Origin of the sequence: Bacillus sp. ILBB4 (assembly GCF_035064545.1) — a bacterium.
Taxonomy (GTDB): domain Bacteria; phylum Bacillota; class Bacilli; order Bacillales; family Bacillaceae_H; genus Priestia.
Genome location: NZ_JAIQVD010000006.1, coordinates 128104 through 153392 on the forward strand (window position 1 = coordinate 128104; position 25289 = coordinate 153392).

General features: G+C 38.4%; 30 protein-coding genes and 2 tRNA genes. 14 read left to right on the forward strand and 18 right to left on the reverse strand.

From position 1 onward, the window contains the following. Nucleotides 1-54 precede the first annotated feature (54 nt). From LAV82_RS23360 to LAV82_RS23440, 17 genes are all read right to left on the reverse strand, one after another. Nucleotides 55-1818: a terminase large subunit domain-containing protein gene (locus LAV82_RS23360; RefSeq protein WP_499717021.1), complete on the reverse strand. Its 1764-nt coding sequence runs from the start codon at nucleotides 1816-1818 to the stop codon at nucleotides 55-57. Nucleotides 1819-1875: 57 nt separating this feature from the next. Further along, nucleotides 1876-2151, reverse strand: a complete 276-nt coding sequence (locus tag LAV82_RS23365; RefSeq protein WP_499717022.1) for a hypothetical protein — start codon at nucleotides 2149-2151, stop codon at nucleotides 1876-1878. 11 nt (nucleotides 2152-2162) lie between these two features. Further along, nucleotides 2163-2609, reverse strand: a complete 447-nt coding sequence (locus LAV82_RS23370) for a hypothetical protein (RefSeq protein ID WP_499717023.1) — start codon at nucleotides 2607-2609, stop codon at nucleotides 2163-2165. A gap of 12 nt (nucleotides 2610-2621) precedes the next feature. Then, a complete protein-coding gene (locus LAV82_RS23375; protein WP_499717024.1) occupies nucleotides 2622-3005 on the reverse strand; it encodes a hypothetical protein in 384 nt (127 codons plus the stop codon). Nucleotides 3006-3007: 2 nt separating this feature from the next. Further along, on the reverse strand, nucleotides 3008-3874 hold the full coding sequence (locus LAV82_RS23380) for a hypothetical protein (RefSeq protein WP_499717025.1): 867 nt from the start codon (nucleotides 3872-3874) through the stop codon (nucleotides 3008-3010). Nucleotides 3875-3891: 17 nt separating this feature from the next. Next, entirely contained in the window at nucleotides 3892-4332 is a 441-nt protein-coding gene (locus LAV82_RS23385; RefSeq protein ID WP_499717026.1) for a hypothetical protein, read from the reverse strand. 13 nt (nucleotides 4333-4345) lie between these two features. Continuing rightward, on the reverse strand, nucleotides 4346-4816 hold the full coding sequence (locus LAV82_RS23390; RefSeq protein WP_499717027.1) for a hypothetical protein: 471 nt from the start codon (nucleotides 4814-4816) through the stop codon (nucleotides 4346-4348). A 12-nt stretch (nucleotides 4817-4828) separates the two neighbouring features. Next, complete coding sequence (locus tag LAV82_RS23395) at nucleotides 4829-5575, reverse strand: hypothetical protein (protein ID WP_499717028.1); 747 nt, start codon at nucleotides 5573-5575, stop codon at nucleotides 4829-4831. Nucleotides 5576-5744: 169 nt separating this feature from the next. Next, nucleotides 5745-5945, reverse strand: a complete 201-nt coding sequence (locus LAV82_RS23400; protein WP_449305564.1) for a hypothetical protein — start codon at nucleotides 5943-5945, stop codon at nucleotides 5745-5747. After that, nucleotides 5945-7108, reverse strand: a complete 1164-nt coding sequence (locus tag LAV82_RS23405; RefSeq protein WP_449305565.1) for a ParM/StbA family protein — start codon at nucleotides 7106-7108, stop codon at nucleotides 5945-5947. The genes LAV82_RS23400 and LAV82_RS23405 overlap by 1 nt, the downstream gene beginning before the upstream one ends. Before the next feature lie 1305 nt (nucleotides 7109-8413). Then, nucleotides 8414-8488: transfer RNA gene (locus LAV82_RS23410), tRNA-Asn, on the reverse strand. A gap of 156 nt (nucleotides 8489-8644) precedes the next feature. Then, nucleotides 8645-8718, reverse strand: a tRNA-Trp gene (locus LAV82_RS23415). 154 nt (nucleotides 8719-8872) lie between these two features. Continuing rightward, nucleotides 8873-9535, reverse strand: a complete 663-nt coding sequence (locus tag LAV82_RS23420) for a hypothetical protein (protein WP_499717029.1) — start codon at nucleotides 9533-9535, stop codon at nucleotides 8873-8875. A gap of 2 nt (nucleotides 9536-9537) precedes the next feature. Then, nucleotides 9538-9939, reverse strand: a complete 402-nt coding sequence (locus LAV82_RS23425) for a hypothetical protein (protein WP_499717030.1) — start codon at nucleotides 9937-9939, stop codon at nucleotides 9538-9540. Nucleotides 9940-10009: 70 nt separating this feature from the next. Beyond that, entirely contained in the window at nucleotides 10010-10276 is a 267-nt protein-coding gene (locus tag LAV82_RS23430; protein ID WP_499717031.1) for a hypothetical protein, read from the reverse strand. 66 nt (nucleotides 10277-10342) lie between these two features. Further along, nucleotides 10343-10702 (reverse strand): hypothetical protein, encoded by a 360-nt coding sequence (locus LAV82_RS23435; RefSeq protein ID WP_499717032.1) that lies wholly within the window; start codon nucleotides 10700-10702, stop codon nucleotides 10343-10345. Nucleotides 10703-10741: 39 nt separating this feature from the next. Further along, nucleotides 10742-10936, reverse strand: coding sequence for a hypothetical protein (locus LAV82_RS23440; RefSeq protein WP_499717033.1), 195 nt, complete (start codon nucleotides 10934-10936; stop codon nucleotides 10742-10744). Nucleotides 10937-11276: 340 nt separating this feature from the next. Between LAV82_RS23440 and LAV82_RS23445 the strand changes: the two genes are divergently transcribed. The 7 genes from LAV82_RS23445 (at nucleotide 11277) to LAV82_RS23475 (ending at nucleotide 20078) form a co-directional block, all read left to right on the forward strand. Continuing rightward, on the forward strand, nucleotides 11277-11927 hold the full coding sequence (locus LAV82_RS23445) for a hypothetical protein (protein ID WP_499717034.1): 651 nt from the start codon (nucleotides 11277-11279) through the stop codon (nucleotides 11925-11927). A gap of 457 nt (nucleotides 11928-12384) precedes the next feature. Beyond that, nucleotides 12385-12564, forward strand: coding sequence for a hypothetical protein (locus LAV82_RS23450; RefSeq protein WP_499717035.1), 180 nt, complete (start codon nucleotides 12385-12387; stop codon nucleotides 12562-12564). Between the two features lie 400 nt (nucleotides 12565-12964). Continuing rightward, nucleotides 12965-13243 carry a hypothetical protein gene (locus LAV82_RS23455; RefSeq protein WP_499717036.1) on the forward strand — a complete coding sequence of 93 codons (279 nt, stop codon included), beginning with the start codon at nucleotides 12965-12967 and terminating at the stop codon, nucleotides 13241-13243. A 190-nt stretch (nucleotides 13244-13433) separates the two neighbouring features. After that, nucleotides 13434-14090 carry a hypothetical protein gene (locus LAV82_RS23460; protein ID WP_499717037.1) on the forward strand — a complete coding sequence of 219 codons (657 nt, stop codon included), beginning with the start codon at nucleotides 13434-13436 and terminating at the stop codon, nucleotides 14088-14090. Between the two features lie 124 nt (nucleotides 14091-14214). Then, a complete protein-coding gene (locus LAV82_RS23465; RefSeq protein WP_499717038.1) occupies nucleotides 14215-18069 on the forward strand; it encodes a hypothetical protein in 3855 nt (1284 codons plus the stop codon). A gap of 939 nt (nucleotides 18070-19008) precedes the next feature. Then, nucleotides 19009-19476 carry a hypothetical protein gene (locus LAV82_RS23470; RefSeq protein ID WP_499717039.1) on the forward strand — a complete coding sequence of 156 codons (468 nt, stop codon included), beginning with the start codon at nucleotides 19009-19011 and terminating at the stop codon, nucleotides 19474-19476. Between the two features lie 89 nt (nucleotides 19477-19565). Beyond that, the gene (locus LAV82_RS23475) at nucleotides 19566-20078 is read left to right on the forward strand and encodes a hypothetical protein (protein ID WP_499717040.1); all 513 of its coding nucleotides are present in this window, start codon (nucleotides 19566-19568) and stop codon (nucleotides 20076-20078) included. A 49-nt stretch (nucleotides 20079-20127) separates the two neighbouring features. On the opposite strand, the gene LAV82_RS23480 is transcribed toward LAV82_RS23475, so the two are convergent. Next, nucleotides 20128-20889, reverse strand: a complete 762-nt coding sequence (locus tag LAV82_RS23480; protein WP_499717041.1) for a hypothetical protein — start codon at nucleotides 20887-20889, stop codon at nucleotides 20128-20130. A gap of 454 nt (nucleotides 20890-21343) precedes the next feature. On the opposite strand from LAV82_RS23480, the gene LAV82_RS23485 reads away from it, so the two are divergent. The 7 genes from LAV82_RS23485 to LAV82_RS23515 all read left to right on the forward strand — a co-directional run bounded on the left by LAV82_RS23485 (nucleotide 21344) and on the right by LAV82_RS23515 (nucleotide 25265). Continuing rightward, nucleotides 21344-21565 (forward strand): hypothetical protein, encoded by a 222-nt coding sequence (locus LAV82_RS23485; RefSeq protein WP_499717042.1) that lies wholly within the window; start codon nucleotides 21344-21346, stop codon nucleotides 21563-21565. Nucleotides 21566-21662: 97 nt separating this feature from the next. Further along, nucleotides 21663-22175 carry an RNase H family protein gene (locus LAV82_RS23490; RefSeq protein ID WP_499717043.1) on the forward strand — a complete coding sequence of 171 codons (513 nt, stop codon included), beginning with the start codon at nucleotides 21663-21665 and terminating at the stop codon, nucleotides 22173-22175. A gap of 89 nt (nucleotides 22176-22264) precedes the next feature. After that, nucleotides 22265-22618: a hypothetical protein gene (locus tag LAV82_RS23495; protein ID WP_499717044.1), complete on the forward strand. Its 354-nt coding sequence runs from the start codon at nucleotides 22265-22267 to the stop codon at nucleotides 22616-22618. A gap of 2 nt (nucleotides 22619-22620) precedes the next feature. Further along, nucleotides 22621-22833, forward strand: coding sequence for a hypothetical protein (locus LAV82_RS23500; RefSeq protein ID WP_499717045.1), 213 nt, complete (start codon nucleotides 22621-22623; stop codon nucleotides 22831-22833). A gap of 117 nt (nucleotides 22834-22950) precedes the next feature. Next, entirely contained in the window at nucleotides 22951-23268 is a 318-nt protein-coding gene (locus tag LAV82_RS23505) for a hypothetical protein (protein WP_499717046.1), read from the forward strand. A gap of 369 nt (nucleotides 23269-23637) precedes the next feature. Further along, nucleotides 23638-23892 (forward strand): hypothetical protein, encoded by a 255-nt coding sequence (locus LAV82_RS23510; RefSeq protein ID WP_499717047.1) that lies wholly within the window; start codon nucleotides 23638-23640, stop codon nucleotides 23890-23892. Nucleotides 23893-24086: 194 nt separating this feature from the next. After that, nucleotides 24087-25265: a hypothetical protein gene (locus LAV82_RS23515; RefSeq protein ID WP_499717048.1), complete on the forward strand. Its 1179-nt coding sequence runs from the start codon at nucleotides 24087-24089 to the stop codon at nucleotides 25263-25265. Nucleotides 25266-25289 lie beyond the last annotated feature (24 nt).

Genomic DNA, 25289 nt, shown 5'->3' on the forward strand with positions numbered 1-25289 from the left:
TCCAATGAATATAAGATTTATTTTTTATGATTTTATTTCTTAAGAAAATAAATCTTAGAATTTCGCTCTACCTAATCCTGTACTCCTACTTGCTCCACGACCCCAAGGTCCCGAAGCATTTTTCTTTTTGCCATATCCAACAGATACTTTATTTAAGTGCCAGTTTGGATTATCTCTCTCTTCTCTTTCAGGTTTGTCCTTTAAGGGCTTGTACACATCACGATGCCCACCAAAGACCTTTTGTTGTAAGGATTCTTGAGTTGTATTTTTGAAAGGTAATGCCTTTCGTGCTACTTTAATTTCTTCAAGAATCTTAGTTATGTTAGGAAATTCTAAAGTGAATCCCATAATTGTTAACATGAATGCATCTAGTGCATGCTCATTTTCAGACGTATAGATAGGCTTACCGTTCTGAGAAATACGCACTACTTGGTAGTCCATCATTTGTTTCCAAACCATATCATCAAAAGGAGACAATACTAATTGATCTCGATCTAACAGAATACTAGTCTGATTAATCATGAAGTTCTTAACGTCCTTCTTATCGACTTCACGGGTACCTGGATCACGAATCTCAAGTGTTTGAGAGAAATGAACCCTCTTAACTTTCTTAAGCATTCCGCTCTCTGGATTTTCTAAACCATGTTTGCGCAGCATCTCAATTTGATACTCTCCATGCCCTGCATCGATATAGAAGAATTTTGGGTCCCATATCTCATTAATCTCAATAAGTTTCTGTACAGCATGATCGTATGTAAAATCACCACGTGGTATTTCATAACGTTTAGCTACACGGAATTTCTTAAGTATTTCATCAAATTCAGTGACTACAATTTGTGTTGCTTCAGCGTATTTATCCCAGTCTACTCCTACAATACGATGAGCATCCGGTGCTGGATTCCTTACAGTATACTCTGGATGGAATACTATGTCATCTATGATATAGCCCTGTTTCTTGTACTGTTCCTGCTCCCATAGGTTTAATTCTCGATAACTGTAAAGATATTGGCTTTTTGCTCGCTCTACCGCCGTTTTACTGAAAACCCCAATTGTTTCTTCACCAAATTCCGCTTCAACCTCATGAATATAACCTTGTACGGTCATGGTTGCTCTCATTTCACCTTCTAATTTTTCATCAAAATCAGGGTTAACATGAGATGGGAAATGATAAGCCTTGTAACCAGTATTAGAGTTTGTGCAGATATCATAGAAGAAATCTCGTTTACCAGTAGGTGTAGAAGAAACCCAAATTCCAATACGCTTAGGATCTTCCATGGCAATAGCTGTAACAGCATCAATACCGTCTCGAGACATATAATCGACTTCATCCAAGAACAGCCAGTCTGCACGTTGTCCACGGACAGATGCACCGGCTTGAGAACCAGCATTAGCACCAGCTGTGAATCCCATAATTTTAGAGCCATTACCGAAAGAAGCAATGAAAGGATTCTTTGTCATAGACACAGAAGCATCAAGCTCATCACAATCACGTACCAATTCAGCTAAACGCATGAAGATTAATCGAACTTGGTGCTCATAAGGTGTTGCTACTAGTAATCGAGAGTTCTTATGGTGAAATGCATACCATAAACAAAAGACTACCATTGTTTCTGTTTTCCCTACACGTCGTCCCATACGTGCGGCAATACGTCTATCCCCGTTTAGTATCCCGTAAATCATTTTCTTTTGATACCAACGTGCTTTCCATGGATTACCCTTTGGGTCTTTCAACTTCCAATAAGCCCACTTAATAGGGTCAGAACGTATCTCACGCTCTAATTCATCCATCTGATTATCCGTTAATATGCTTGTGCTCATTACCTCATTCCTTACATCCTATTGTGTGTGGAGCACTCACACATCACTGCTACATTCTTATCTAATAGCTGAATCGATTACACCGTCAATTAAAGCACTTGATCCATAAGTAAAAGCTCGTCTTTTCATGCTACCGTAACCGTGAGCATGTCCTTCCTTACCAAGTCTTTGTAAAGACTGTAGATGTGAATTTGTAGACTTCATTTTAGAGGCACCGTAAAGCCCAGCATCCATAACCCCAGCCGCTACAACCCCGTTAATAGCACCTGTTCCGAACTTCTGCCAGGGTGTCTCTTCACTAACTCGTTTGAAAGGTTGATTTGATTGCAACATAATGTATCCTCCTACTTCTTAGAATCGATAAGAGCGCCAGTAACCATACCACCAAGTAAACCTGCTGCACCGGCTACCTTACTTCTCTTTAACGATCCATGAGGACCTTCACCAAACATGAAGTTTCCTGCTTTTTGAACTTTGCCCATCTTATTAGAGAAAGCATCTGCCTTATCCATTCTGTGTTCGTGAATAGCATCGATACCGGCACTACTCATGAAGGGCTTACCTTTTTCTTTTAATTTATCTGCTCTTGTCATTTCACGAACAGTTTTGTTTCCTGCTACTTTGTAATTAAGATTGGATAAACCTCTTGCACCATGCATGGTAGCTCCATATGTTAGACCAGCTGCACCGATTCCTGCTCCAGCACCCCAAGCAGCGCCATTCCAGATAGTGTCGTTATGGTTTGATTGCACACTTACACGTTGAAGTGGTTTGTTGCTATCTACTGACATAACTTCTCCTCCTTAGTTGTTAGCTCCATCGATAAATCCACCTAATATGCCTCCAGCTAAGACAGAACCACCATAAGCAGCTGCTTTTCCTTTCCATCCTCCACTAAAACCTTTGCTATGAGCAGAAGATAGATTCTTAGCTCTTGTTTGCTGTTTTGTGTGCTTATCATTGGCTTTTTGATAATCTTTCATTGCAGCTTCTTTGTTTTCAGCACCATTAAAATCCCTTTTTGCATTAGCAAATGCTGCAGAAGATTTGTCACGATAACCATTAATTAAATTTCCTCCCCACATGTGAGAAGCCCCTGCTGCTGCACCGCCAATTACACTTCCTGCAACTACACCTGCACCAATTCCGTCATCTACTCTATGATAAGGCTGATTACTTGATAACATAATTACTTACCTCCTTGTTGATATAAGCTATCTGTTAACATACCTGCTCCACTTCCGATTACGGCACTAGCACCTATAATTGCAGCATTCTTCCATCCACCCATATGACGACTATAAGCATGATTTTTACGAAGGTGTTCTGCGTGTGCGCCAGAGTCAATGTCTCGTAACTTGCTTGCAGTGTTAACAGCATCATTTACTTTATTTGTGTATTTCGTATATGCCTGATTTACACGACCATCAATTTTATTTTGAATTCTACTTTTACGTTGAACATCTTTATTCTGATCTAATCGTGAAGAGGTATTTTGTCTAACTTGTCCTATCTGTTGGTCATAGTTAGCATTTAGTTCCTTTTGATCCTGCAGGTACTGATTTCGTCTTTGCTGAACATCAATATTGTGTCTACGAACAGTATTTGGACTAGAATGTGGACTCTTCTCCACAACCTGTTTTACTGTACTTTCGATGTCTGCTGCTGTTCTTTCCTGAAGAGAAGAAACATCCAGTTTTCGATTATTGTTAATAGCCGTCTCTAAATTATTGCTGTGGCTCACAATTCGTTCCTCAGCATCCATTCCACGATTATAGCGATTCTTTTCATAGAATCGAGGGCCGGCATTTTGGCTGACTTTGTTGTATTTGTTTTCAGCTCTTTGTGCCTGCTTTTGCTGGTGCTTGAGTTTTCCTTCGAGCATTTGCTTATCACGCTCAACTCTCTTGCCGATGCCGTTATAACTCATGCGAGTTCCAAACACACCTGCAGTAGCTCCTACTGCCCCAATACCTGCACCAATCATAGCGCCATCAAATACGCCATTGTCTTTTGCGACTCGCTGATAGGGCTCGTTTGTTGCGACTGCTGCCATACGGATTCCCCCACTTTCTAATAAACTTTTTGCGCTCCTCTTGCATGATTAGCCATACGTCGAGTTGCTTGCATTCTAGCATCCTGCATTCTGCCTAGCCCTTGTTGCATCATATACATTTGAGTTTCGCTTTCTTGAAAGTTCCCACCAAATTGCTGTTTCTTAGCACCTAGAGCACTTGTCGCTTGATCCAGTTGGTTCATCATATCAGGAGCCGACATAACAGCCATTGCTGCCATACCACCTACAATTCCTCCGGGAATCAAAGAGAATGCGGCATTTGTTAAAACTGCCTTTCCTAATGCTACTGGTAGCTTTTCTCCATCTTTCACCCTCATGAAAGTATCTAAGCCAATGAATCCATGGTTCATCAACCGACCTCCCATGCCGATACCTTTCTTTTTTAACTGATCAATGTTTCCTTGAGAATTATTCGGACCAATTGGTGTTCCTGCCATTCAAAAACCTCCTCTAGAATTGCCCGCTATGGCGTGTTTTGTGCATAGCGAATACTAAATCACCTGAAGCAGATAAATCTTGCAGAGCGCTTGTACTGAGCTGCGCTTGGTACCCTAATCCATCTGATCTAGTAGACTGCAAAGATTCAACATCTAATTCGTCACTTTGAGCTTGAATCATGCTAGGATCACCTAATGTACTTTGTACACCACGAGGGTCTGCTACCATGATTGCACCACCACCTAATACACTTGCACCTGCAGCAAGTTTCCCTTTACCTCCAAGCTTATAGCCCGTCCAAAGGTTATTAACATTTCTGCCTTCCACGTTATCTTTAGTAAACAGCGGATCTCTTGGATTGTAGTTCTCCTTTAAGTGGCTGCCGATACCCTTTACAATCTTTTTAGTATTCTCAATAGGGTTTGTATGTGTATACTTATGACCTACTCTCATTGCAGGTGGAATAAGAAATCTCCCTGGCATTTAAATCACTCCCTATTCTTCCATCACGATTGGTTCAACATCAATTACATCACTGCCACCACGACGCATCTTTTCGTAGTAAGCTTTCTCTGCTTCATCTTCCTGATCTTCAAGCTGTTTCATGTCTTGCTGTATCTTAAGCATTTGAGCAGCACGTTCAGATGGATCGAAGACAACAGTAGTTTTGGAGCCTTCTTTATCCTTACGTGTCGAGTTCAACAGATTAAGTGTTTTATACTTTTGAGCTCGTAGCTTTTCTTTGTATTCAGTAAGTGGATGAAGTTCTTGGCGAGACATAGCTTCTCCTTCATCTGTCATCCCTACAATCTGTTCAATAATAAAGTCAGCACTAACTGCCATCTTCTTATCGCAACGAAGCATAGAAATATCAATATCAACTACTTCTTTTACAAGAATGGCATCAACTTGTTGACGAGGATCTTCCGCATTGATATTCATGTCATCACAATAACGTGCAAATAAGTCCTCAATTGCTGCAATCTCCATTGGACACTTCTCACCATACGGAGCAAGCTGCATTTGCTGTAGCTCACATGAATCAGCATAGGGGCATCCTTCTGCTTTACAAATGATTGGAACTGATGCATACATCCCATGTTTTGTATTCCTTAACCTTTTAGCGATCTCAATAGCTTGCACAGCCTCTGGATTCTGCGTCCACGCTGTATGATCCAGTGACCTTGCTTGTTCAGAAACAGCTTGCAATCCTGCTTCTGTCTTTGGTCCAGTACTTGTCATCTCTTCTTTCCCCTTTCTAAATAAACAAAAAAGAGATACCCAACTCAATCCCCCTACTTTGCCAGTCGGTGCTATCTGGGGTGGTGCGGTATCTCCCTATCTCTATTTTACTAGCTTTACAATTTTATCTGTAACTCGGTATGAACCCATAAAAAAAAGCAAGACTCCGTTAAGAGTCTTGCTGTGCTTGTCTTCTCATCTGCTCGAACATTTCCTGCTCTTTTCTTTCAATCTTTATAGCTTTCTCCAAAAGCCTTCTGATTTCATATGGCCAGTCACTGTCTTTGACAGTATTGAAATGCTCTTGTAGAAGAGTATCTTCCTTCCGTATACGAGCATAAAGCTTCTTGTTGTTAGGGGTTGCAGACATTACGCAACACCCTCAAATACTGGAGCAACATAAGTGTTTAACACTTCATCTTGTCCAAATTCTTCAACCTGAATCATGCATCCATACATATAGAAGCCGTATACGTTACTGAATTGTGGAGTATCGATTGTTAAGAAACCTTGCTTGTTACGTGCTTCAAACTCCTGATGTAAGTACTTTCTAAAGATATGTGAACCACCACCAGCAAGTAAAATAAGCTCAAGACGGTTCGTTTCATTGCCCCATGCATCTAATACTTCACCAGCAATAATTTTAGCTACTTCTTCTGCTGTTTGCTGAACTTCTGCAGATACATCAATATCTTTATCTAGATATTTAATTTTACCTGTGCGTACTGCTACATCAAGGTCTTGCTCCTTAACCTTTAAGTCAATGCCTTCTTGGTCAAGTTTAATGATTAGTCGCTTACGCAATCTTCTATATACTTCAGTCACACCAACAGATGAATCATTTACACCATCATCTTCAATGATTTCACCGTTTCGGAATAAAGCGAAGTCAGAAGTAACATGTCCTAAATCAATAATTCCAATTGTATCACGAGCATTTGGTCCCGGAAGCAGGAATTCTTGCATATCGAACTCGAAATAGTTATATGTAACAGAACCCTCTGGTTGACGTAAGATATGATGCCCTACAATATTGATAGTTTTCTTAATCGTATTAGTCGGGCTTAAATGGAATTCAATTTCGTAAGATTTATTTAAGAAGTCATCTAAGTTCTTTTTCGTTGATAGATCATAATCATCATTCGGTAAACCTGTCATTACAAATACATCATATTCCCCTTCTTCATGCGGAACGCTCATTGCAATGTTTGTGTAGAACAATGTACGGCTGATTGGATCATTAGCACGATCACGAATCTGAGTACGACGATTACCTGGAACAGGCGCTACCATTGCTTGGTTTCCTACATAGAAAGTTCCATCTTCTGTTGTAACAATTAGGCTATCTTCTTGAATCTCTTCAGCATCAAAGATTCTGCTGTTTTTTGGCTTCGTGCCTGGGATAACTGCACTCGGCATAACTTTAAGTTGTGGGAAGATATTCGATAATCTCTTTGTATCTCCAAAGCCCACATCAACACCTACTAAGATCGGTGCTACTACTTTTTTAGCTTTCTGTTTTGTTGTTGCCATTTTGTAATCTCCTCCAATACAATTTGTCCAATTTGGATACTGTGTCTATTTTGTCTATTTTGTCTACATGTACAATCTTACCACCATTTCCCTCAGTATGCAACATTTAAATTGGAGAAATTTTCATAAAAAAAGCACTAGAACTGTGCCTGCGCTCTAGTGCTTTTTTGCGTTATCCTTATTCATGTTACCGAAAGAATGTCGGGACTGAGTGTGTGCTCCACACCCTAAAAAGCACACGGTGGAAGGAGATGTGTGTGTTAGAAACCACCGTATACTCTTTAGGGTTGGGAGCAAAGACCTGCACCCTACGTACAGGGAAAAGCTCCAACCTGAAAGGAGGTGTTACAAATGCTCGTAAACTGGTCGTGGTACTGATCACGTTCTCGTCAGAACGCCGTCGTCTCGATCTATGTCCGGCCCTCAGAGGAATTGAACCTCTTTCTTTCTACTCTCTTCATATAAGAAGCTTTTCGAACGCATTACCATTATGCTTGTGAGCCACGGTGCAAGGGGCAAAAACCTATTGGCGGTAGGGAAAATCCCCTTGCTAGAAAGGAGTAGTTCAAATGAAAATTAAAAAATTTCCGTTGGTGGGCTGCCAAAGCCCATATTAGAAGGTTGCCTTAACGAATCGAACGTCTTTATCACAGGTTGTGAAGCCTGTCATGATCCTACCATCCAGACAACATGTATTAACTATTCTCAATTTTCTTCTTCAGTTCTTTCTTAAAGCAACTGGTACAAAGATATGAGGTTACTTTCTTTAATGGAAAATGACAATTTACACATTTGTTGTTTTTCATATGTATCATTCCTTTATTAGATGTTAGAGTCCCCGAACCCTCTAACTTGCACAAACAGCCCGACCTCTTATGTTTGTACGCCCCTTCGCCCAGCCTTGCAGGATGACCCTAACTTCCTCAAGGGTTGCTCACACTTCACACATCGTCGGCTGCTCGAAGCCGCTTCTACTATGGCAAGAAGGGCCTTCTGTTTTACGTTCAGATAAACGATGTATACCTTAGCCCTTATACATCAAGGCACACTTGGTATGGTCAAGTGTTTAACCCTCTGCTTTAACACGAAGCAGTGCGGAACGGGTCTAAGCCGCTTAAGCGAATTGAACGCCTTCTTCACAGGTTATTGAATCCTGTCATGATACCTACCATCCAAGCGACATGGAGCAGAGTGAATTAACACTCTACCGGAAGAAACACAACGATGACTAAGATTACATAAAAATCACGCAATAACAGATTGACTAGATCTGTAGCAAAGGTGGGTAATCAACCCATGATAATATGGCTGGCTAGGCACGATTCGAACGTGCGACCGATCGGTTAACAGCCGATTGCTCTACCGCTGAGCTACTAGCCAATAATATAGTAGAAGGAGTTTGTTTCGGTAACTCCCTTCCGCTAACCCGTTGTTCACTTATCATACGTAAAATCATAGAATTGGTGGGATGGCTGTCCCATAATAATATTGAGAGCTTCTAAGTCTCTCAGGGTGCTAAGACCCCAACTTACTAATTGGCACCGGCTCTAGGAATCGAACCCAGACTAGCAGTTTTGGAGACTGCTGTTCTACCTTTAAACTAAGCCGATATAAAGGGTGCAAGAGCTGCACCACAATGTCTAGAGGAGTTGCACTGATGTGCAAGATAATCGGAATTAATAAACCACCCACCAATAATATAACTCATAATGTAATGCATTACAATACCTTGATTGAAAAAACTTAAGAAAAATTTAGAATTCTTTAGATTATGTAATAAATAGGTGGTAATTGCTCTATCATATGGCGCATTTCACTAGGATATAGCTCATATCTTTGCATCTCGACAGGAATAAACATATCCGAATCTATAAAGAATTTCTTCTCAGAGAATTTAAACCACCGCTTTGCTGCAGTGTCTAAGTCTCTTGCAATTGAACTAACCATTATAATACGTCTTGCTCTTTCTAACTCCCTACGATGCTCAATGATAAAATCTGAAAAACCGTTATATTCTGCTTCATCAAACATTATCTCTTTCTCATAAAAATCTCTACCTCTAAAAGGAAACAAATTAAGGGAAGCTAAGCTTACTACCTCAATGGAATGCCCGTCTCTATATGTAATAGTCGATCTTATTCTGTCTGACCTGCAAGTTGCAAGATCATTAGGATTACTTAAGTCAGCAATCTTTTCAGTCATAAGTCTAACCAGACCTTCATTGTGTACAAAAACAATGCAGTCACATTCAGAACGAACAGCTCTTAAAGCAATATTGTGAGACTTCCCTGTTCCTCTCCCTGCAAAGACACTTATCTTACGTTCGTAACTTCTATGAAATGTATCCCAATCTGGTTGAATATTGATTAAAGGTGTATCTATAATGTTTGGTGTATTTAAATCTATATACTCTGCTATTAACTCCATATCTAACTCCCTCTTGGTATAACCACATAATCTTCCGCATCCATGTATTCATCTGTGATAATAAGCAATTCATCTTCTTTACCTGGAGTGCGTTTTACTATTTGTCCATTATTATTCAATATGAAGTAAGGCACGGTTTCTACGTGCTCTTTCAACCAACTATTCCTTGTTATTGCCTGACCGCCTCGGACAAGCATAAGAGCAATATATAGACTGTATTCCTCTAAGAAACTTATAGTGAACGCCATCGGAAAAATGAATAGCGGATGCCCGTCACTGATTAGGTCCCACTGCTCGATAATCTGTTCCATTTGGTGGTCACTACATTCTTCCCTGTCTACACGAAGTACGTATATGCCATGAACCTTCATAACCTTTTCTAAATAATGATCTATTAATTCCAATACGATTTCTCCTTTTTATATAGGGCGAAGCCCGCCCGCACATTTTTACGGTAGGTGTTTCCCTAACTTTTTACCAAGGTTGCTCCCCATCTTGTTGAGGATAATCCATTCTTCTGTAAGTCTCCTTAAGATCAAGGACGCTTACTATATCAGGTCTTTCTATTTTCTTTTTTGAATCTAAGCTCGCAGGGTCAAACTCATATATCTCAAGCTCTCCTGTTATTTCCCAATGGTGCAACATCTTCTTGGCTTCTGACATTGTAGTGTGATACAACTCAGGGACTACACCCTCTTTACTATACAAAAGGGCAACTGCATCTGGTACGTACTGATTCAACTTATGTAAGTACCCTGTGTTCCCTTGTTTCTTTATGTATTCATGTGTTAGGTTCATGCGCCTACCTCAATCCTCGATATCTTTCTCTTCCGCTTCTTTAACCGCTTCTGATGCAGACTCTACACGCTCAATGAAAGCTTTTACCTTACTTGCACCGAATACCTGACTAATTAACTGTTCAAACTCTTTCTGATCCTGCTCATGCTTTCCTAAAGCTTGCTCGTTAGCGGCTAAATCTATTTTTATATGTTTAATTAATCCCCTCTTATGCTTTGCACTTTCATCTTCACGAAGTGCACCTTTTAACAATTCAACCATGGGCTTCTCTTCTGTTAAGGTATTTACTTCTGAAGAATACTTAAGCGTAGCAATAGCTCTTCTTAATCTATCTATTAATTCTTCTGTTAACTCAAATCTTTCAGTCATATGAACAAGACTCCTTTTTTTCTATTCATTTTGTGATGCTTACTTTTGAAAGTGTTCAGTGATGTTATGATGGGTGGCCTTCCAATTGTCAGCGGCTTGCCACGCTACCATCTCTTTTTCCTTCATTTTCTTTAAACGTCTGAGATCCTTCTGCTTGCTAAGATACAACACATCTAATTCACGCATCTCTTCTTGTAGCGTTTCAATTTCTTTATCTATTCTTGCAATGCTCATAATGATCCCTCCATTTATTGTAATGCATTACATTTATGATTATAACATGTGCATTCTACCCTATCATGAAAAATTCACAAAAAATTTTTTAGGGATACACCTAACTTAGGGAAAAGCCTATATAGGGGAATTTTTATAAAAAAATTTTGCGAGGGGTACGTGGTTGTATAGTGTGTACTCTATGTGGCGTTCGTCGCCCCACCCCTCTGAGCAAGGCTCGGCTGCTGAAGGTTGTGGGGTTATCGCAGTGTCTACGAGAGAGTAATAACATAACCACAATCAACTATCACATTAAGTTCGCACTAAGCTATAAAGTGCCCATTAAGAAAGGAGTCATATCATGACTAAATCAAACAAATCATTCAAGGTAAACAAAGTATGCGCACAGAAAGGATGCAAGGTAGCCGTACAAGATGGTGCTAAGTATTGTTCACAGCATATCACTATTGATGCAGACGCTGCGGTAGCAGCTAGTACAGCTAACATGACTAAGGAGGAGAGCACAATGAACAGCACACAATTAAAAGGCGATAGCCTTAAAGAGAAAGCAACCGCTACGACTAACAAGGTAAAGGCATTCTTCACTAAGAAGGATAAGCCTGCTACCACTGATAAGTCATTCAAGGAAACAGCATCTACAGCATGGGCCGCTATTAAGCGTGCATCTATGAAGGCACTACGTTATATCAATGATAACCGTACATTGGTAGCTATCGGATCTACTGCTATCTCTGTAGCGGGTCTATTCACAGGTAGCCTATCAGGTGCCCTACTAGTAGGTGCAGGTATTGCTACCCTTACTGTATTGGCTATGCATCTTATTGCTAAGAAGAAGAAGCAGAAGCTTAATTACAAAGCTTTTCTTAATAACCTTTCTATTGCTAATGGTACTGTCCTAGCTATGCCGTTTGTTCTGTTAGGCCTTTCTTATGTACTAGCTTTCGCATTCGTGTATGGTGCAGCACTACCATACGCTATCATCGTAGCCTAATGAGCTACGGTGTCCCAGTAATCACCCGCTAGATGGTATGCAAATGGGCATCTAGTGTGAGTGATTACTCCCTCTGAGCTGACGGTAGTATGCGACGAGGGTGACAAGGCAACCTACCACCTGTAGGGCTGTGAGTGGGCATGGCACGAACAGGGTTGTAATAGCCCACTATCTATACACTGACATTGTATGGACAAGGCGCCCGATAGGAGCGCCGCATGTAGAGCATGACATGGAAGCAGTATGCATTCTATCACTGATATTGCCATGGATGTGGTTAGTGGACACCCCACGTATCAGTATTCTTACTGTTAAATGTGTAATACACGAACAATCATATATTAATATTTTATTTAATTCGTCTTTCGTGTAAGGTGCGTATACTCCGCTAGGAGGTAAACAAACGCTACCTCTGACATACACGAACAATACTAACTAATTATGGAGGTTATTAAGAATGAAGATGACATATAACACAGTAAAAGCACATGGTGAGTACCTAGGATTCGATGAACAGAAAGGATTCCTATACAGTGTATTCCGTGATTATGATAACAAAGGTAATAAGAAGTACATGATCGTTCACCTTACTAATGGTACTGTATCACCGCTAATAGAATATACAGGTACGTGCTAATATAGGTGCCTCTCTATAAGGGGGTGTCTATATAGGTACCGCTATATGAGGGCCTTCTTATAGAGGGGCATCCTCAGACTGATCAGTTTCCCTTCCCTTTCATGTTCGTATCCTGACAATACAAAAACATTAGGTATTCTTGCAAAGGTTCCTGTGAGCCTATAACAACGCCTAGAGGGTAGGTGAGCACGTAATCTCGCACAATTGTAGGGTAGTCGTTTATCGATTCCTGTGAGTGTAGGATTACGTGCTTTTGGTATGTGCAAAAGTAAGTCTCCTATTTTAAGGAAGCACCGATTAGTAGTTTGCTATTCGTGTGGTGCTGTATATGCAAGCTTTAAATAAGTATGTAATGTATTTCAAATATAAATAGATAACTAATTATTGGAGGAATGTAATCATGAAGAAAAACAATCAAAAGCGTGTAGTGAAAGTAGTAAGTGAAAAGATGGTAGTTAGAGATGGCAAGGAAACGATAGTGTTAACAGTCTTATCTAAGAAGCCTTCTATTCGTGTACGTTTCTTTAAGTGGTTTTGGAAGAAGGTAGGCATTACATCATATGAGCAATTAGAGTCTAATGTTAAGTCTTTCATGAATATAGCTTTATTGTCTGTAGGTGTAATAGGTTCTTTATTAGGTATCTATATTGTTTACTGCTTAATGTGGTTGATGAAGTAATTGTCTATCTATTAGTCTCCTTCTCTCTATATGCTTATAGGTATTGTATAGGAGTCTTTATTGTATAGTTCTTTTTCTATTCATTTTATAGGGTTCCGTTCCCCTATGTTTGCTTTTTACTTGTCGGCTGACCTATTGTGGTGAGTCTTATTTATATTACTAAAACAACAATGTTACTGGAGGATTTGTGATGATGAATATTAAGAATGTGTTAGAAGTTATTGGTGCTTTAAGTGTAGAGGAAATGGATAAGGCTTATCAAGAGTCAGTTACAGTATTAGAAGGACAACAAGATGTATATGTTCCCTCTGAGGTTGAATGCAAGATAGTTTGTCAGATGATTATTTCTAAGTTTGCAGATCATATCGGTAACGTATTAGGTCTTGGTCATGTTGAGGTAACGAATCATGATGATGATACTTATGTGAATCAATCTTATCGTAAGTTTGGTGAAGTCATGATGAGTGGAGCTTACTTGCAAGATGGTACGTTTATGCCATGCATAGATGCAGTTAATATCTATTACCGCTCCTTTGCTGGCATTAAGTACCCTTCTAATGACCACTTTATAAAACGTATTCTTCATACAGTTGCTCATGAGTTGCGTCATGTTTATCAGATTGCTACTTATGAGTTCTTTGATAATCAACTTATTAATATCACGAATCAGATTACTTTTGATTTACCTTACGAGTTACGTTGGTGTGAGATTGATGCAGATAAGTTTGCTCATTGGTTTGTCACTGGAATGAAGGGTCCATATCAAGAGATTGATTGTGACTATACATGCACGGATTTCTATAAGCGTAAGGAAGATAACAATCACACTCGTTCATACGCACGTTAATTTAATCATTTATCTTGTCGGCTGACCTATTAAGAGGTCTTTTTTATTTGTCCAAATTAGGGTGATGACGTTAAAAGCTTCCCTACAAATATAAAAAAACACTAAATTATTGGAGGAATTTATTATGTCTAAAAATCAAATTATCGGTGGTCAATTAGTAAACGTTGAAGGAATGACTGTTAAACCATTACGTCGTATGTTAGCAAACGATTTTAAAGTGAAGCGTCTTAGTACTTTACGTAAAGCTGAGTTAGTTCGTATTGCTAAGCACTTCTTTGTTAGTGAGGTTCATGTAGTGAAAGAAGTAACTGTATCTGGTGAAGAAGTGACACGTTATGTACCTAAATTTGATGAATATAAAAAGGAGCAAGAAACTATGAAAATCAAAACTACTAAACAAGCATTTGCTAAATTATCTGCACAACCACACGGAAAGAATATTGTTGCTGAAGTATCTGCCGCTATGTCTGCTGGTAACAAGCTTGATGCTATTGTAAAAGCACCTGAGAACTTTATTAAGACTGAGTATATTCCATATGTAAAAGACTTCGCTTCTAAATACAACGTTGCTTATGTTACGGCTCCTACTCGTGAAATGGGTCTTGTATTTGTTGCTGACTTATTAACTGCTGAATCTAAGCTTATTGATGGTGCAGTTCAAACTGTAGTAAAACCACGTTTAGAGTTACGTGCTGAGAATGCTGTTATGAGTACATTATCTACTAACTATGTTATGGTGACACGCAGTGAAGAGACTGGTGAAATGTATACTCTTTCTAAAGAGCAAGCGGCACACGTTGTTAAGTTTGGTCAGTTAAAGAAAGATTTATCTTATGACTTTGAAGGTGTTAACTACAAGCGTGTTCGTGATCTACGTTATATCATGAGCATGGACTACAATTTACCTATCCTTGAAGGACAAAAGAAATTAACTGCACAACAGAAGCTTCTTCAACATAGCGCTGTTATGAATGGTGTTTTCTTTGATTTCAATGGAACAATGTTAAAAGCAGAATATTTCTTAGCTTCTGCTTCTGAAAAGCGTACTGTTATGGGTACTCACATTGTAGGTAAAGATGCTATTGAAGCGTTACATGTTCTTGGAATGGATATGCGTCAATTCGCTAAGTATGATGGTGTTAAGTACACATTAGATATGACGAAAGCTCCTACTCGTTTCGGCTTGGCATCTACTAGTACTGTACCTTCTACTCTAGTTAAGATTGGTAACAAAGTGAAAGAATACGAGAATGGTGACTATGCCCTTCTTGGTGGTACTCACACAATGAAAGTAACGAATGATATCTACTCTTATGTTAAACAAGGAGAGTATCTTGCATTTGACGCAGCTAACGATAAGTTTATTAAGTTAGATGCTAGTGAAGTGCCTTTCAAACGTAATGTAACAGATGGATTAATCTTTGCTGATGCTTCTGTGCAATTTGCATTGAATGCTGAATTCGGTAAGTTAATCTCTGCTGAACAAGTTCGTATTACACCTGCTACTAAAGGTCTTGTTGTATTTGTTCCTGGCTTAAAAGAAATGGTTGGTCACGACTTGCTTGCTTTTGAAAGCGCTGTTAAAGGTAGCTACAAAACATTATTACGTACTAACCCTGACTTCCAAGTTGAATTCCGTATTGCTATCTTTGGTAAGGATGCTAGTCATGATAAGAAGAAAACGAACATCCCTTATCAAATGATTCAAACTCTATTTAATCAAGAACATTTAGATGCATTGAAAGATAAATTAGATGTTGAGTTAGAGGAAGCGTTCAAAGTGTACGATGATCCTAATAAGTTATCTGAGTACCTTGGAACAAAGACTCTTGATATGTACGAAGACATGGCTGATGAGGATATTACTGAAGAGCAACGTGAGCACATTGAAGGTACATTAGTATCTATGTTCACTAACTTCTTCTACGCTGGCTCATTCGTTATGGAAGATTTATATTTCAAGAAACGTTTACTGGATATCATTGAGAATATGATTAAAGCTTGGACTCGTGGAGCTTTACCAGTTGATGGTCACTACCGCTTCATGGTGACTGATGTTTATGGAGTTATGGAAGCATACCGTCAAGGTTCTCGTGATATCAAGTTTAAGAGAACAACTGACTTTGTAGAATACGATGAGAAAGGCAATGCTGACATCATTGTCCCTTCTCATGTAGGTATCCCTGCCAACCATGTAGTGATGGTTGACGATGAAGACAAATTCTTCGCTACCAACAAAGAAATTGTTTTCCAACGCAATCCTAAGATTAGCATGAAAGAGACTGCTAAGGCAACAGGAATTATCACAGAAGATTACTTCTTTGCTCGTAAGGAGTACCCTTTTGCGTTTAACAATCTTGTGTTCTTCTCTTGCCACGACTTTCATGTTGTTAAGCAAGGTGGAGCTGACTTTGATGGAGATAAGACTCATGCTTCAATGGATCCAGTGTTAGTAAATGCTGTGAAGGAACTTCCTGCTTTACTTGACTTAACTCTGATTGATGGCGAGTTCATTGAGGGTTGTCCTTGGCAACCTGATGTTAAGTCAGAAGCTGAGTACACTTTTGTTAATAATAAAGGCCATATTGTAACGCAAGTTTGTGAGTACAATGTATTTGATACTGAAGGAGCTCAAGCAAACAAAGGATTTAAAGCTTCTTTCACAGATGCTGATTACACTCCTGAGTTCGCTCGTCAATTACATGAGCTATCTAAAGTATTTGTTTTACGTTCTCTTGAGCCAAACCGTATTGGTGAGCTTACTGATTATGCAACTAAACTTCTTGCTGCTATCTCTCGTTTAGAGTGGAGCTTATCACACAATGTAACTGTTGATGGTGAAGTACTGGATTCTGATATGCGTAATATGTACAAGCAAGAAATTGAAGCAATGGATGTAATGGTAGACAAATTACGTCTTGCTCAAGGGTTTGAGATTGACCGTCCAAAACATGGTGGTGCTTTCTGGAATGAAATGAATCTTGATTTCATTGTTAAGCCTGAAGCATTCCCACGTTTCGCTTCTTCAACTCGTATGGTTAATGGTCGTCCTGTAACGAGCTATGATTCATTAGAATGGCATAAAGCGGGTAAATCAATGAACTCTCTTACACTTAAAGCTGGACAAGTTTACCCTTCTTTAATGCAAGAGTTACGTGCTCATGTATTATTCCAATTTGCAACTAAAGTGAAAGCACGTTTCAATGAGTTAAACCCTGCTTTAGATTCTCACAACTTAATTGCTCGTTTTGCACCACATGCTAACGTGTACGATCACAATGTTGTTGAATGGATTTCTAAGCAACTTACTACTATCTTTAAATCTTACGGTGAAGCTCAACGTCATATCATGGAAGTTCGTAAACAATATGAAGCTCAACATGAAATGATGAACTTTGCTAGCAAACATGAGGCTGAACTTCACAATCGTAAAATGAAGTTTGAATTAAGCAAATTACAAGAGCAAGCAATTACTTCTGCTCGTTCACAAGTTAAAGCTTTACCTTTCGATACTGAGACAATTGCTTATGTTGCTTATGCTAAGAAGTACAGAGAATACCGTCATGATAAAGCACAAACTGTTGGAGCTGGCTTATCATTCCCTTGGGTTGTTTGCCAAGAAGGTATGCTTAAATTAGTTGAGAAAGTATCAGGTAAAACAAACAGTCTTGTTAAGTTACAACCAATCGAGCCTGCTGAAGTTAAGATTCGTTTTGGTGCATTCACTGTATCTAACGATAAAGTAGCTCGTGCTTTTGCTTCTTCTGCTAAAGCTGGTGTTGTGTATGAAGTGGATCAAACTACTGGTTACTACCTACCTTTCGTTTATGTTGCTGGCGAACGTGTAGGTGTATTGTTTGAAGATTACACTTACTACTTCACTGGTGCTGAGAAGTTTGTATTCACATTCAAAGATGTAAATGTAACAGCTAAGTCTGCTTCATTCACATTAACTAACATCGTTCGTTACCAAGGATGATGATTCATGAGTGAGGGGTCTTCCTCTCCTCTTTTCTTATTTTCGTAAAAAATAAGTTTTATGTTCATAGAAAGTATGTTTTATTTCATATGTAAATAAGTTTGGTAATAGCACAAAGGGCATACTTGTTGTGCCCTTGATGGTGTTACTTGATGGTGTTGCTTAATCACAGTATGATGATTCACTCTTTCTCTTTAAGGCTTCATCATAACTGAATGTGCCTTCGGCTTGTGGGTTCCGCTCACATATATGTATCACTGATGATGAATGAATTGTTCACATGTGATGATGTAATGATTCTTCACCTTTCATATGAACCTATTTAGAAGATAGTATATCTACACTTGTAGTATCTATGATGGTTGCTTCAACCTACAACTACTACATACCCTAAATGAATAGAAAGGTTTTGAACTTGAAAGAATCTATCTCCCTTATAAAAGGGCATACTTATGCCGGGTGGCAGCATCCTCTCACATGCCTTTCACCTAGGGTGCCTTTCGTGGATATATGCTACCGTCCAGTCAAAGATTCTTAGCTCTCGCACACCTGCAAGAAATGTCTAAGCTTTCAATGACAGACTCTGTTTTGAACAGGTTTATTTCTTTTTTTAATAAGCTTCCTTTCATGAAAAGATTCTTATAGTGCTTACTTCCATTGGTTGAATCTGTTCACGAAGACAGCTCACTATCTTTATATATAGCGAAAACTTGGGGAAATTCTACCTTGGTCATAATTTATCACAAATCTGTCACAAAGTGTTCGTATTATTTTGATAGAAAAAAGAACACATATACTATAGAATTGATTGTAATGCATTACATGATATCTTCCACCCCCATCCGGGGGGATTTGGTGATATTCACTTATAGAATAATCACTTATTTGTGTCCACTTGCTTTATACTTGAACCATAATATAAAAAGGAGTTTGATATAAATGCCTAAAAAGAATGAACCCTACTACTACTATCCAGACCGCCTTGTTTCACAGATGCCTAAGTCTGCTTGGACAGAAGCAGAAGCTAAGCACCAGTATAAATTCTTAGATTCTATTGGTGTAATCCTTCCTCCCTACGATGAATTTTATACTATGACTTTAAATCGTTTTGATTCATTCCATGCAGAAATAGATGCCATGATGGAGCATGAGGACAAGCAGTATGAGGCCTTACAATTAATTTTAGGTCAAGGTCCATATTCTGCAGCACTAAAAGAAATCAACAACTTGGTAGCACATACTAAAGCAATTTTCACCGTAGATGCCTCTCCTGATTTATTTTGCAACGTAATGCATCATCCTACTGGTGATCTATTAGTTGGTACAAGGTGTTTTTCAGGAAATGTATACGAAGTAAAGACTTATCTAGAAGGTCTTATATTTGGGTACAAGTTAAATAGTAAATAGTGAGGCATCAATGATGAATGATTCACCTGTGACCACCCCCATCCGGGGGGTTTGGGTGATATATACATAATTTAAGGAGGAAACCTATAATGACTATGCAATTACTTGTACGTGTACTTAAAGATGGATATGGATATCATGATGATCACAAGAAAGATGATTTGATATATATGAACCTTAATCATATGAATGAGGAAATAAAGACAGGCCATGTTGAAATTGTCTGCAATAACATTGGCAACAATGTAGAGCATGATGAAGCTGACGTGGATGAAATCTTAAGTGGAATACTTGGACAGGATATTAAACCTACTCTTGTCAATTCTGATAATGACATTCGTGCTTCACTTAAAGAGTTTATTGAACATAATAAAGAGTCATTCATTAAAGCAGATGGATTCCTATTCTTAAGCACATACTCACATCATAATCTATTCGATACTCTTTTAGAGAGTTTTGAGGAATACATAAATTGTGATGATGTACATGAGGTGTTTCGTTTCACACTTGCTGTTCGTGAAAATGAATGTAAATTACATGCTGTGTCTCAAAATGATTCAGGGACGCCTACTTCTCACACGCTTTTTGATGGCATTCTCTAATAAAAAAGTGAGGCACCGGTGATGAATGATTCACTAGTGCCTCACTACTTTATAATGATGTATATGCTTTCTTAATAAATTCTTCAAAATGCTTTTGTCTGTATTCCCTCACGAACTTATCTCTCTTCGTAGTATCTTCCTCTTTTCTGAAGAATCCTGCTTTACGCATTCTTTCCTCCTGTGGAAGCTTGTACCACTCTTCAAGTGCTTCGTTTTCAAGTTCAAGCTCTACTCTCATCTTTAACGTAGCTTCTTTCATACGCTTAACCTGTTCATCTTCTTCACTGACAGTAGGCTTTTCTTCTTTAGGTTCTGGCTTTGGTAGCATTCCTTTTAATTCACTGGCAGCTACCTCTTTTATAGCACTATGTAATTCTTGTTGCATTTGTTCAAACTTTGTTTCGATACGATCCTCAATCATCTTAATCGCTTTGACTTCCACTTTTTCTACGATTCTGTTCACTAGTTGTTCTTCATTCACTGCTAGTGATGAATCACTCTTATCTTCATACTCCTGTGGGAACGGTCTTGTTTCACCGTTTTCTTCAAGTAAGTTATGAATAGCATCCAGGCTCCATTTTTCCTGTCTTTTTACATAAATAAAACTAGCTATCTTTAAGTCTAGTTCATCGTAGACCTTTTCTCCTGCAGCTCTTGTGATATAGTGGATCTTTTTAGTTTCAAGTGTTTTAAACCATTTATCAAGTGTGTTGTAGTGAACACCTGCTTTTTCATCTTGATAGTGCTCTTGCATAACAGTAGCAAGTTTATCTGCAAACTCAGTGATTTGCCACCATTGTCCGTTTTCCAACTAGCATCGCTCCTTTGTTTTATACGTTTCCCTATGTTTTATCATATCTCTTTCACTAGTGATTCATCAACTATTTATTGTGCTTAATAACAGAATTAGTTCTTGTGCATCATTACCTCAATTGTAGTGCATCACACATGATTCACAGATGATTTATACATCACTTGTTATTTACTACAATTACATCACTGGTGATTCATTCTACACAAGTGATTCATTATCCTTTAATCACGAGTGAATCATTTATCACTGGTGGTTCACTTTAATATAGTCACTAGTGATCTACATATCATTAGTGGTTCACATCTTTGTAATCACTGGTGGTCTACATGTCACAGGTGATTCATCTTTTTGCTATCATCAGTGGCCCACACACCATAAGTGAATCATTGAATCCTTCGGAAAATGCCCCCATCCGGGGGATTTAGGTGCCATGTTAAGGGGTGGAAGCGTATTGGAGATAAATGAACGTATTAGAAATCTGTCTGTTACACATTTACCTGATGATTTGCTTCAATTGTTAAGTCATGCAAGAAAAGCTTCAGTCAAAAAACAAGATATGCGTGCTAATGCAATGTTAAATATCATAGAAAAGGAGTGTGGTAGACGTGGGATAAAAATCCGTCTATATATTTATCAAACACCTCAAGCTACTATATTGAGTGTGCGTATCTAACAAGTGATTTATTTAGAAGAATATTGAATGCTGAACAAAGCTCATACCAATTGGTGTGAGCTTTTTTTGTTATTTGAAATATGAGGAGATGATAAACATGAGTAAAACTCAATTCGACAAAATGAAAGTAAACCTATGGGTTTCTGGCACCACTGACCAAAAAAAGAATGGAGGTTGGTGTGCTCATTTACATTGCTTTATCAATGGTAAAGACTACACAAAAACAATTGGTGGATATGCATCAAGAACAACCTTAACACGTATGAGCCTGTTGGCTGTTTATCATGGTTTAAGCCAATTGCGTAAGGATAAGCCTGTTTTTGTTCACATATATACATCTGTTGTTCAAGTGAGCACTGGTCTGAACCGCAACATGTGGAAGTGGGCGCAGCAAGGTTGGCTTACCACAAAGAATGAACATCCTAAGCATGTTGATTTGTGGCAACAGATTTATGGCATTTTATCTGATAACAACAGAGTGCTTTCTTATAAAGTACATTTGCAGAATCAAGCCTCTGGCGATCAGCCTTATCGACTGTTAACTATTAATAATTCTGCTGAATATTTGTTGAGAGGAAAGCAGGATTTATATGAAGTTAGTTTGACATAAGTTCAACTAGTTTCATAGAGTTTCACAACCTTATCGAAAGTTAGTTTACCCCAAGTTCAACTTAGACCGCCCCCATCCGGGGGATTTAGGTGAAAGGAGATGTTTTAATTATGAAAGTTATAGTTATCAAGAGGAAGAATGCACGTTTAGCAAAACTACGTTGGACTCTTATTTCAAGAAGTCTTATGGCACTTGCAACAGCTATCCTTATATTTGTGTGGCTTCATTTGGTGAACTCTTACTACATCGTCTATGTTCCATATCAAATAGAAAAAGGAGATACATTAACCAAGATTGTTCAAGAAAACAATACGTATCGACCTTGGGGTTTTGACTCACGTGATTTTGTGCAATTAACTGTTGAAAAGAATAACATCACAGATTCAGGACGAATACGCACAGGACAAACTATACTCATTCCTATTGCGAAAGAAAAGGAGTAATTATGTCAGTGAATGACTTATCCATAAAGCGTCAACATGACAACACATATTCTCTTGTAGCTATCCTTGAGAGTAAGGATGGCTACAAGAAAGAAATCAAATTACATAATGGTGCAAGTACAGCTAATGAATTTCAAGAAGAATATATCATTTACACAAATGATGAAGAATCTCTTCAAGTGGATATTATGAATTCACTTAGAGAGGTTATGTAAGTGCAAGTTCGCTCACAACTGCAGCATGTGTAATATGCTCACACTTGTAACTTGCCCGCCCCATCCGGGGTGTTTAGATGATATATAAAAATAAAACAAACACTGGAGGAATATAAAATGAACATCAAATTTAACTTAGGTAATATCAACGTGAAAGTTGGAGAAACAGGACATTCACCAGAAATCAACGCTCAAGTAGAAAACATCACTTATGAAGTAACGGAATTATCTTTAACTGAATATGGTTCTGTTCTTAAAACAGTTGCTGGTGAAGTTGGTTCACTAATGAAGGAATTTAACAAGGTTCAGCAGGAAGCTCAAGATAAAGAATTAGAACGTCAAGAACGAATCCATGCTATGCGTATGGAAGAAATAAATGCACGTCATAGTGATGAGTCATTATTAGCAAAAGCATCATCACTATTGCCTGTATGATGAAGCATTAATGAAGGATTGATGAACCACTAATGAGACACCCATCTGCTATGGATCATCACTTGTGATCGATAGCAGTCAGGATTGTCTGATTAACAATCCACTCCAATAATTTAGTGTTGGCACCTTCGGGTGCCTATTTTTTTATTTTCGTAAGAAATAAATCTTATTAACAGATGAAATAAATCTTATTTTTTACGATTTTACGAAAATAAATCTTATAATCACTGAATTTATGGAGATGTACACTATCTGAATCTCACCAATGATTCACTAACATTGTTTAATCACACCTATGGTGTTGATATATATAACCCCATCCGGGGTGCTTAGGTGAAGCATCATCACTAAATTTTAGGAGGGAATGACATGACAATCATTAATCAAATCAAATCAGCAACTTCAAAAGAGGAAGTTCGTACAGTTTTAAAGGATCGTACAGCAGAGGTACGTTTAGTGTTTTTAAAGAATGCAGTTGATTCACTTAACAAAGAGATAGAGTGTGACATTGCAGGAGAAAACATAGACATTGCAATCTTCAAAATGGGACAAGTTGTTCTGTTAGAAGATGAACAACATATTGTGGAACGTGTAATCCTTGCTGAAAGTGTTCTTGCTAGATGACCTATAACTTATGTGCAATCTTATTTATCATCTTTGTATTATCAGGACAAATCTATTTAATCCCGTTACTGTTTTTAGTTCTTGCAGTTCGGGATTTCTTTTATAAATTATTTTAAAACATCCCCATCCGGGGACTTTACATGAAGGGTTGCCTTCAATCAAATAAAACTCAAATTCGAAAGGGGACATTCCAAATGTCATCAATTCTTAACGCTATTAAAAATACAATCGCTTCATCAATTAAAGTAGAGGTTAAATCTCCAACTAATCGCAATGGTAAAACTCGTTATCCAGTTTTAGTAACAGATATGGGTGCAAGCTTCACATCAGGTTGGTTCATTCAATATAATCCTGTATCTCAAGATAATGGCACTCGTTTATATGATGGTTCAGAAACTTTCTCAGAACTTCATATTTCAAATTTCTCAGAATTACACAACATGATTCTTACTGCAAATTATTATTTCCTTCAAGGTGCAGCTGTTGAAAATTTAAGTGAGGGACGTAAGCGTGCTATTTATGAACCATCACCAGCAGTTCGTTTAACTGTGACATCACAACCTAATTCTGTTTCCGTTGTAGTTACTGTCACAGATGAAGCATCACCGTTTCATATGATGAGCATTCCTTTTACTGTTGTACTATCTAAAGATAACAGTGGTAACTATTATGTAGTAGGAACTGATAATGATCGTTGGGACCGTAACACGGATACGTTTAAAGAGTTTAATGCTAACTTCGCACCACGTAAAGGACGTTTTTACCGTGTTCATCAGCAACAAAATCAACCTGCAACGTTACGTGCAAAGATTGCAGTAAACAACGGTCAATATCAAATTAATCAAGATGGAACGTTTGCAGTAGATACGAATGCATCATCACCTGAATATATTCAAGTTATCTCTAATGAATTTAAAGCACTTGCATATATCTACGAACAAGCTTTAATGTCTAAAGCATTTGAGATGGCACTTACTCAAGGTTTACCAACTACTCAACAAGCAACTGGTCAACCAACAGCAACACCTAACTTTGGTGGTGGATTTGTTCCTGCATTCAATATTGGTAATGCTGGTGCTCCTAATCCTGTAATGGCTCAACAGCCACAGGTGCCAACGCAAACGCAAATTCCATTATCTAATGAAGCTCCAGCTCAAGGGGTTCAGGATCAACAACCTGCAACTCCTCAATTTGGTGTTCCAACACCGAATGTTCAGCCAATGGCACCATCATTTACTGCTCAAGCTCCTGTTATGCCAAATGCAAGTGAGCAACCTATGCAAACTCAGAATAACGAATCGCCTGTAGCTGTTTCTTTCCCAAATGCTACTGCACCATTAAGTGCAAGTGATTTACCATGGGTGAAAAGCTAATTGTTATCTAGCTAGACTGTTCCT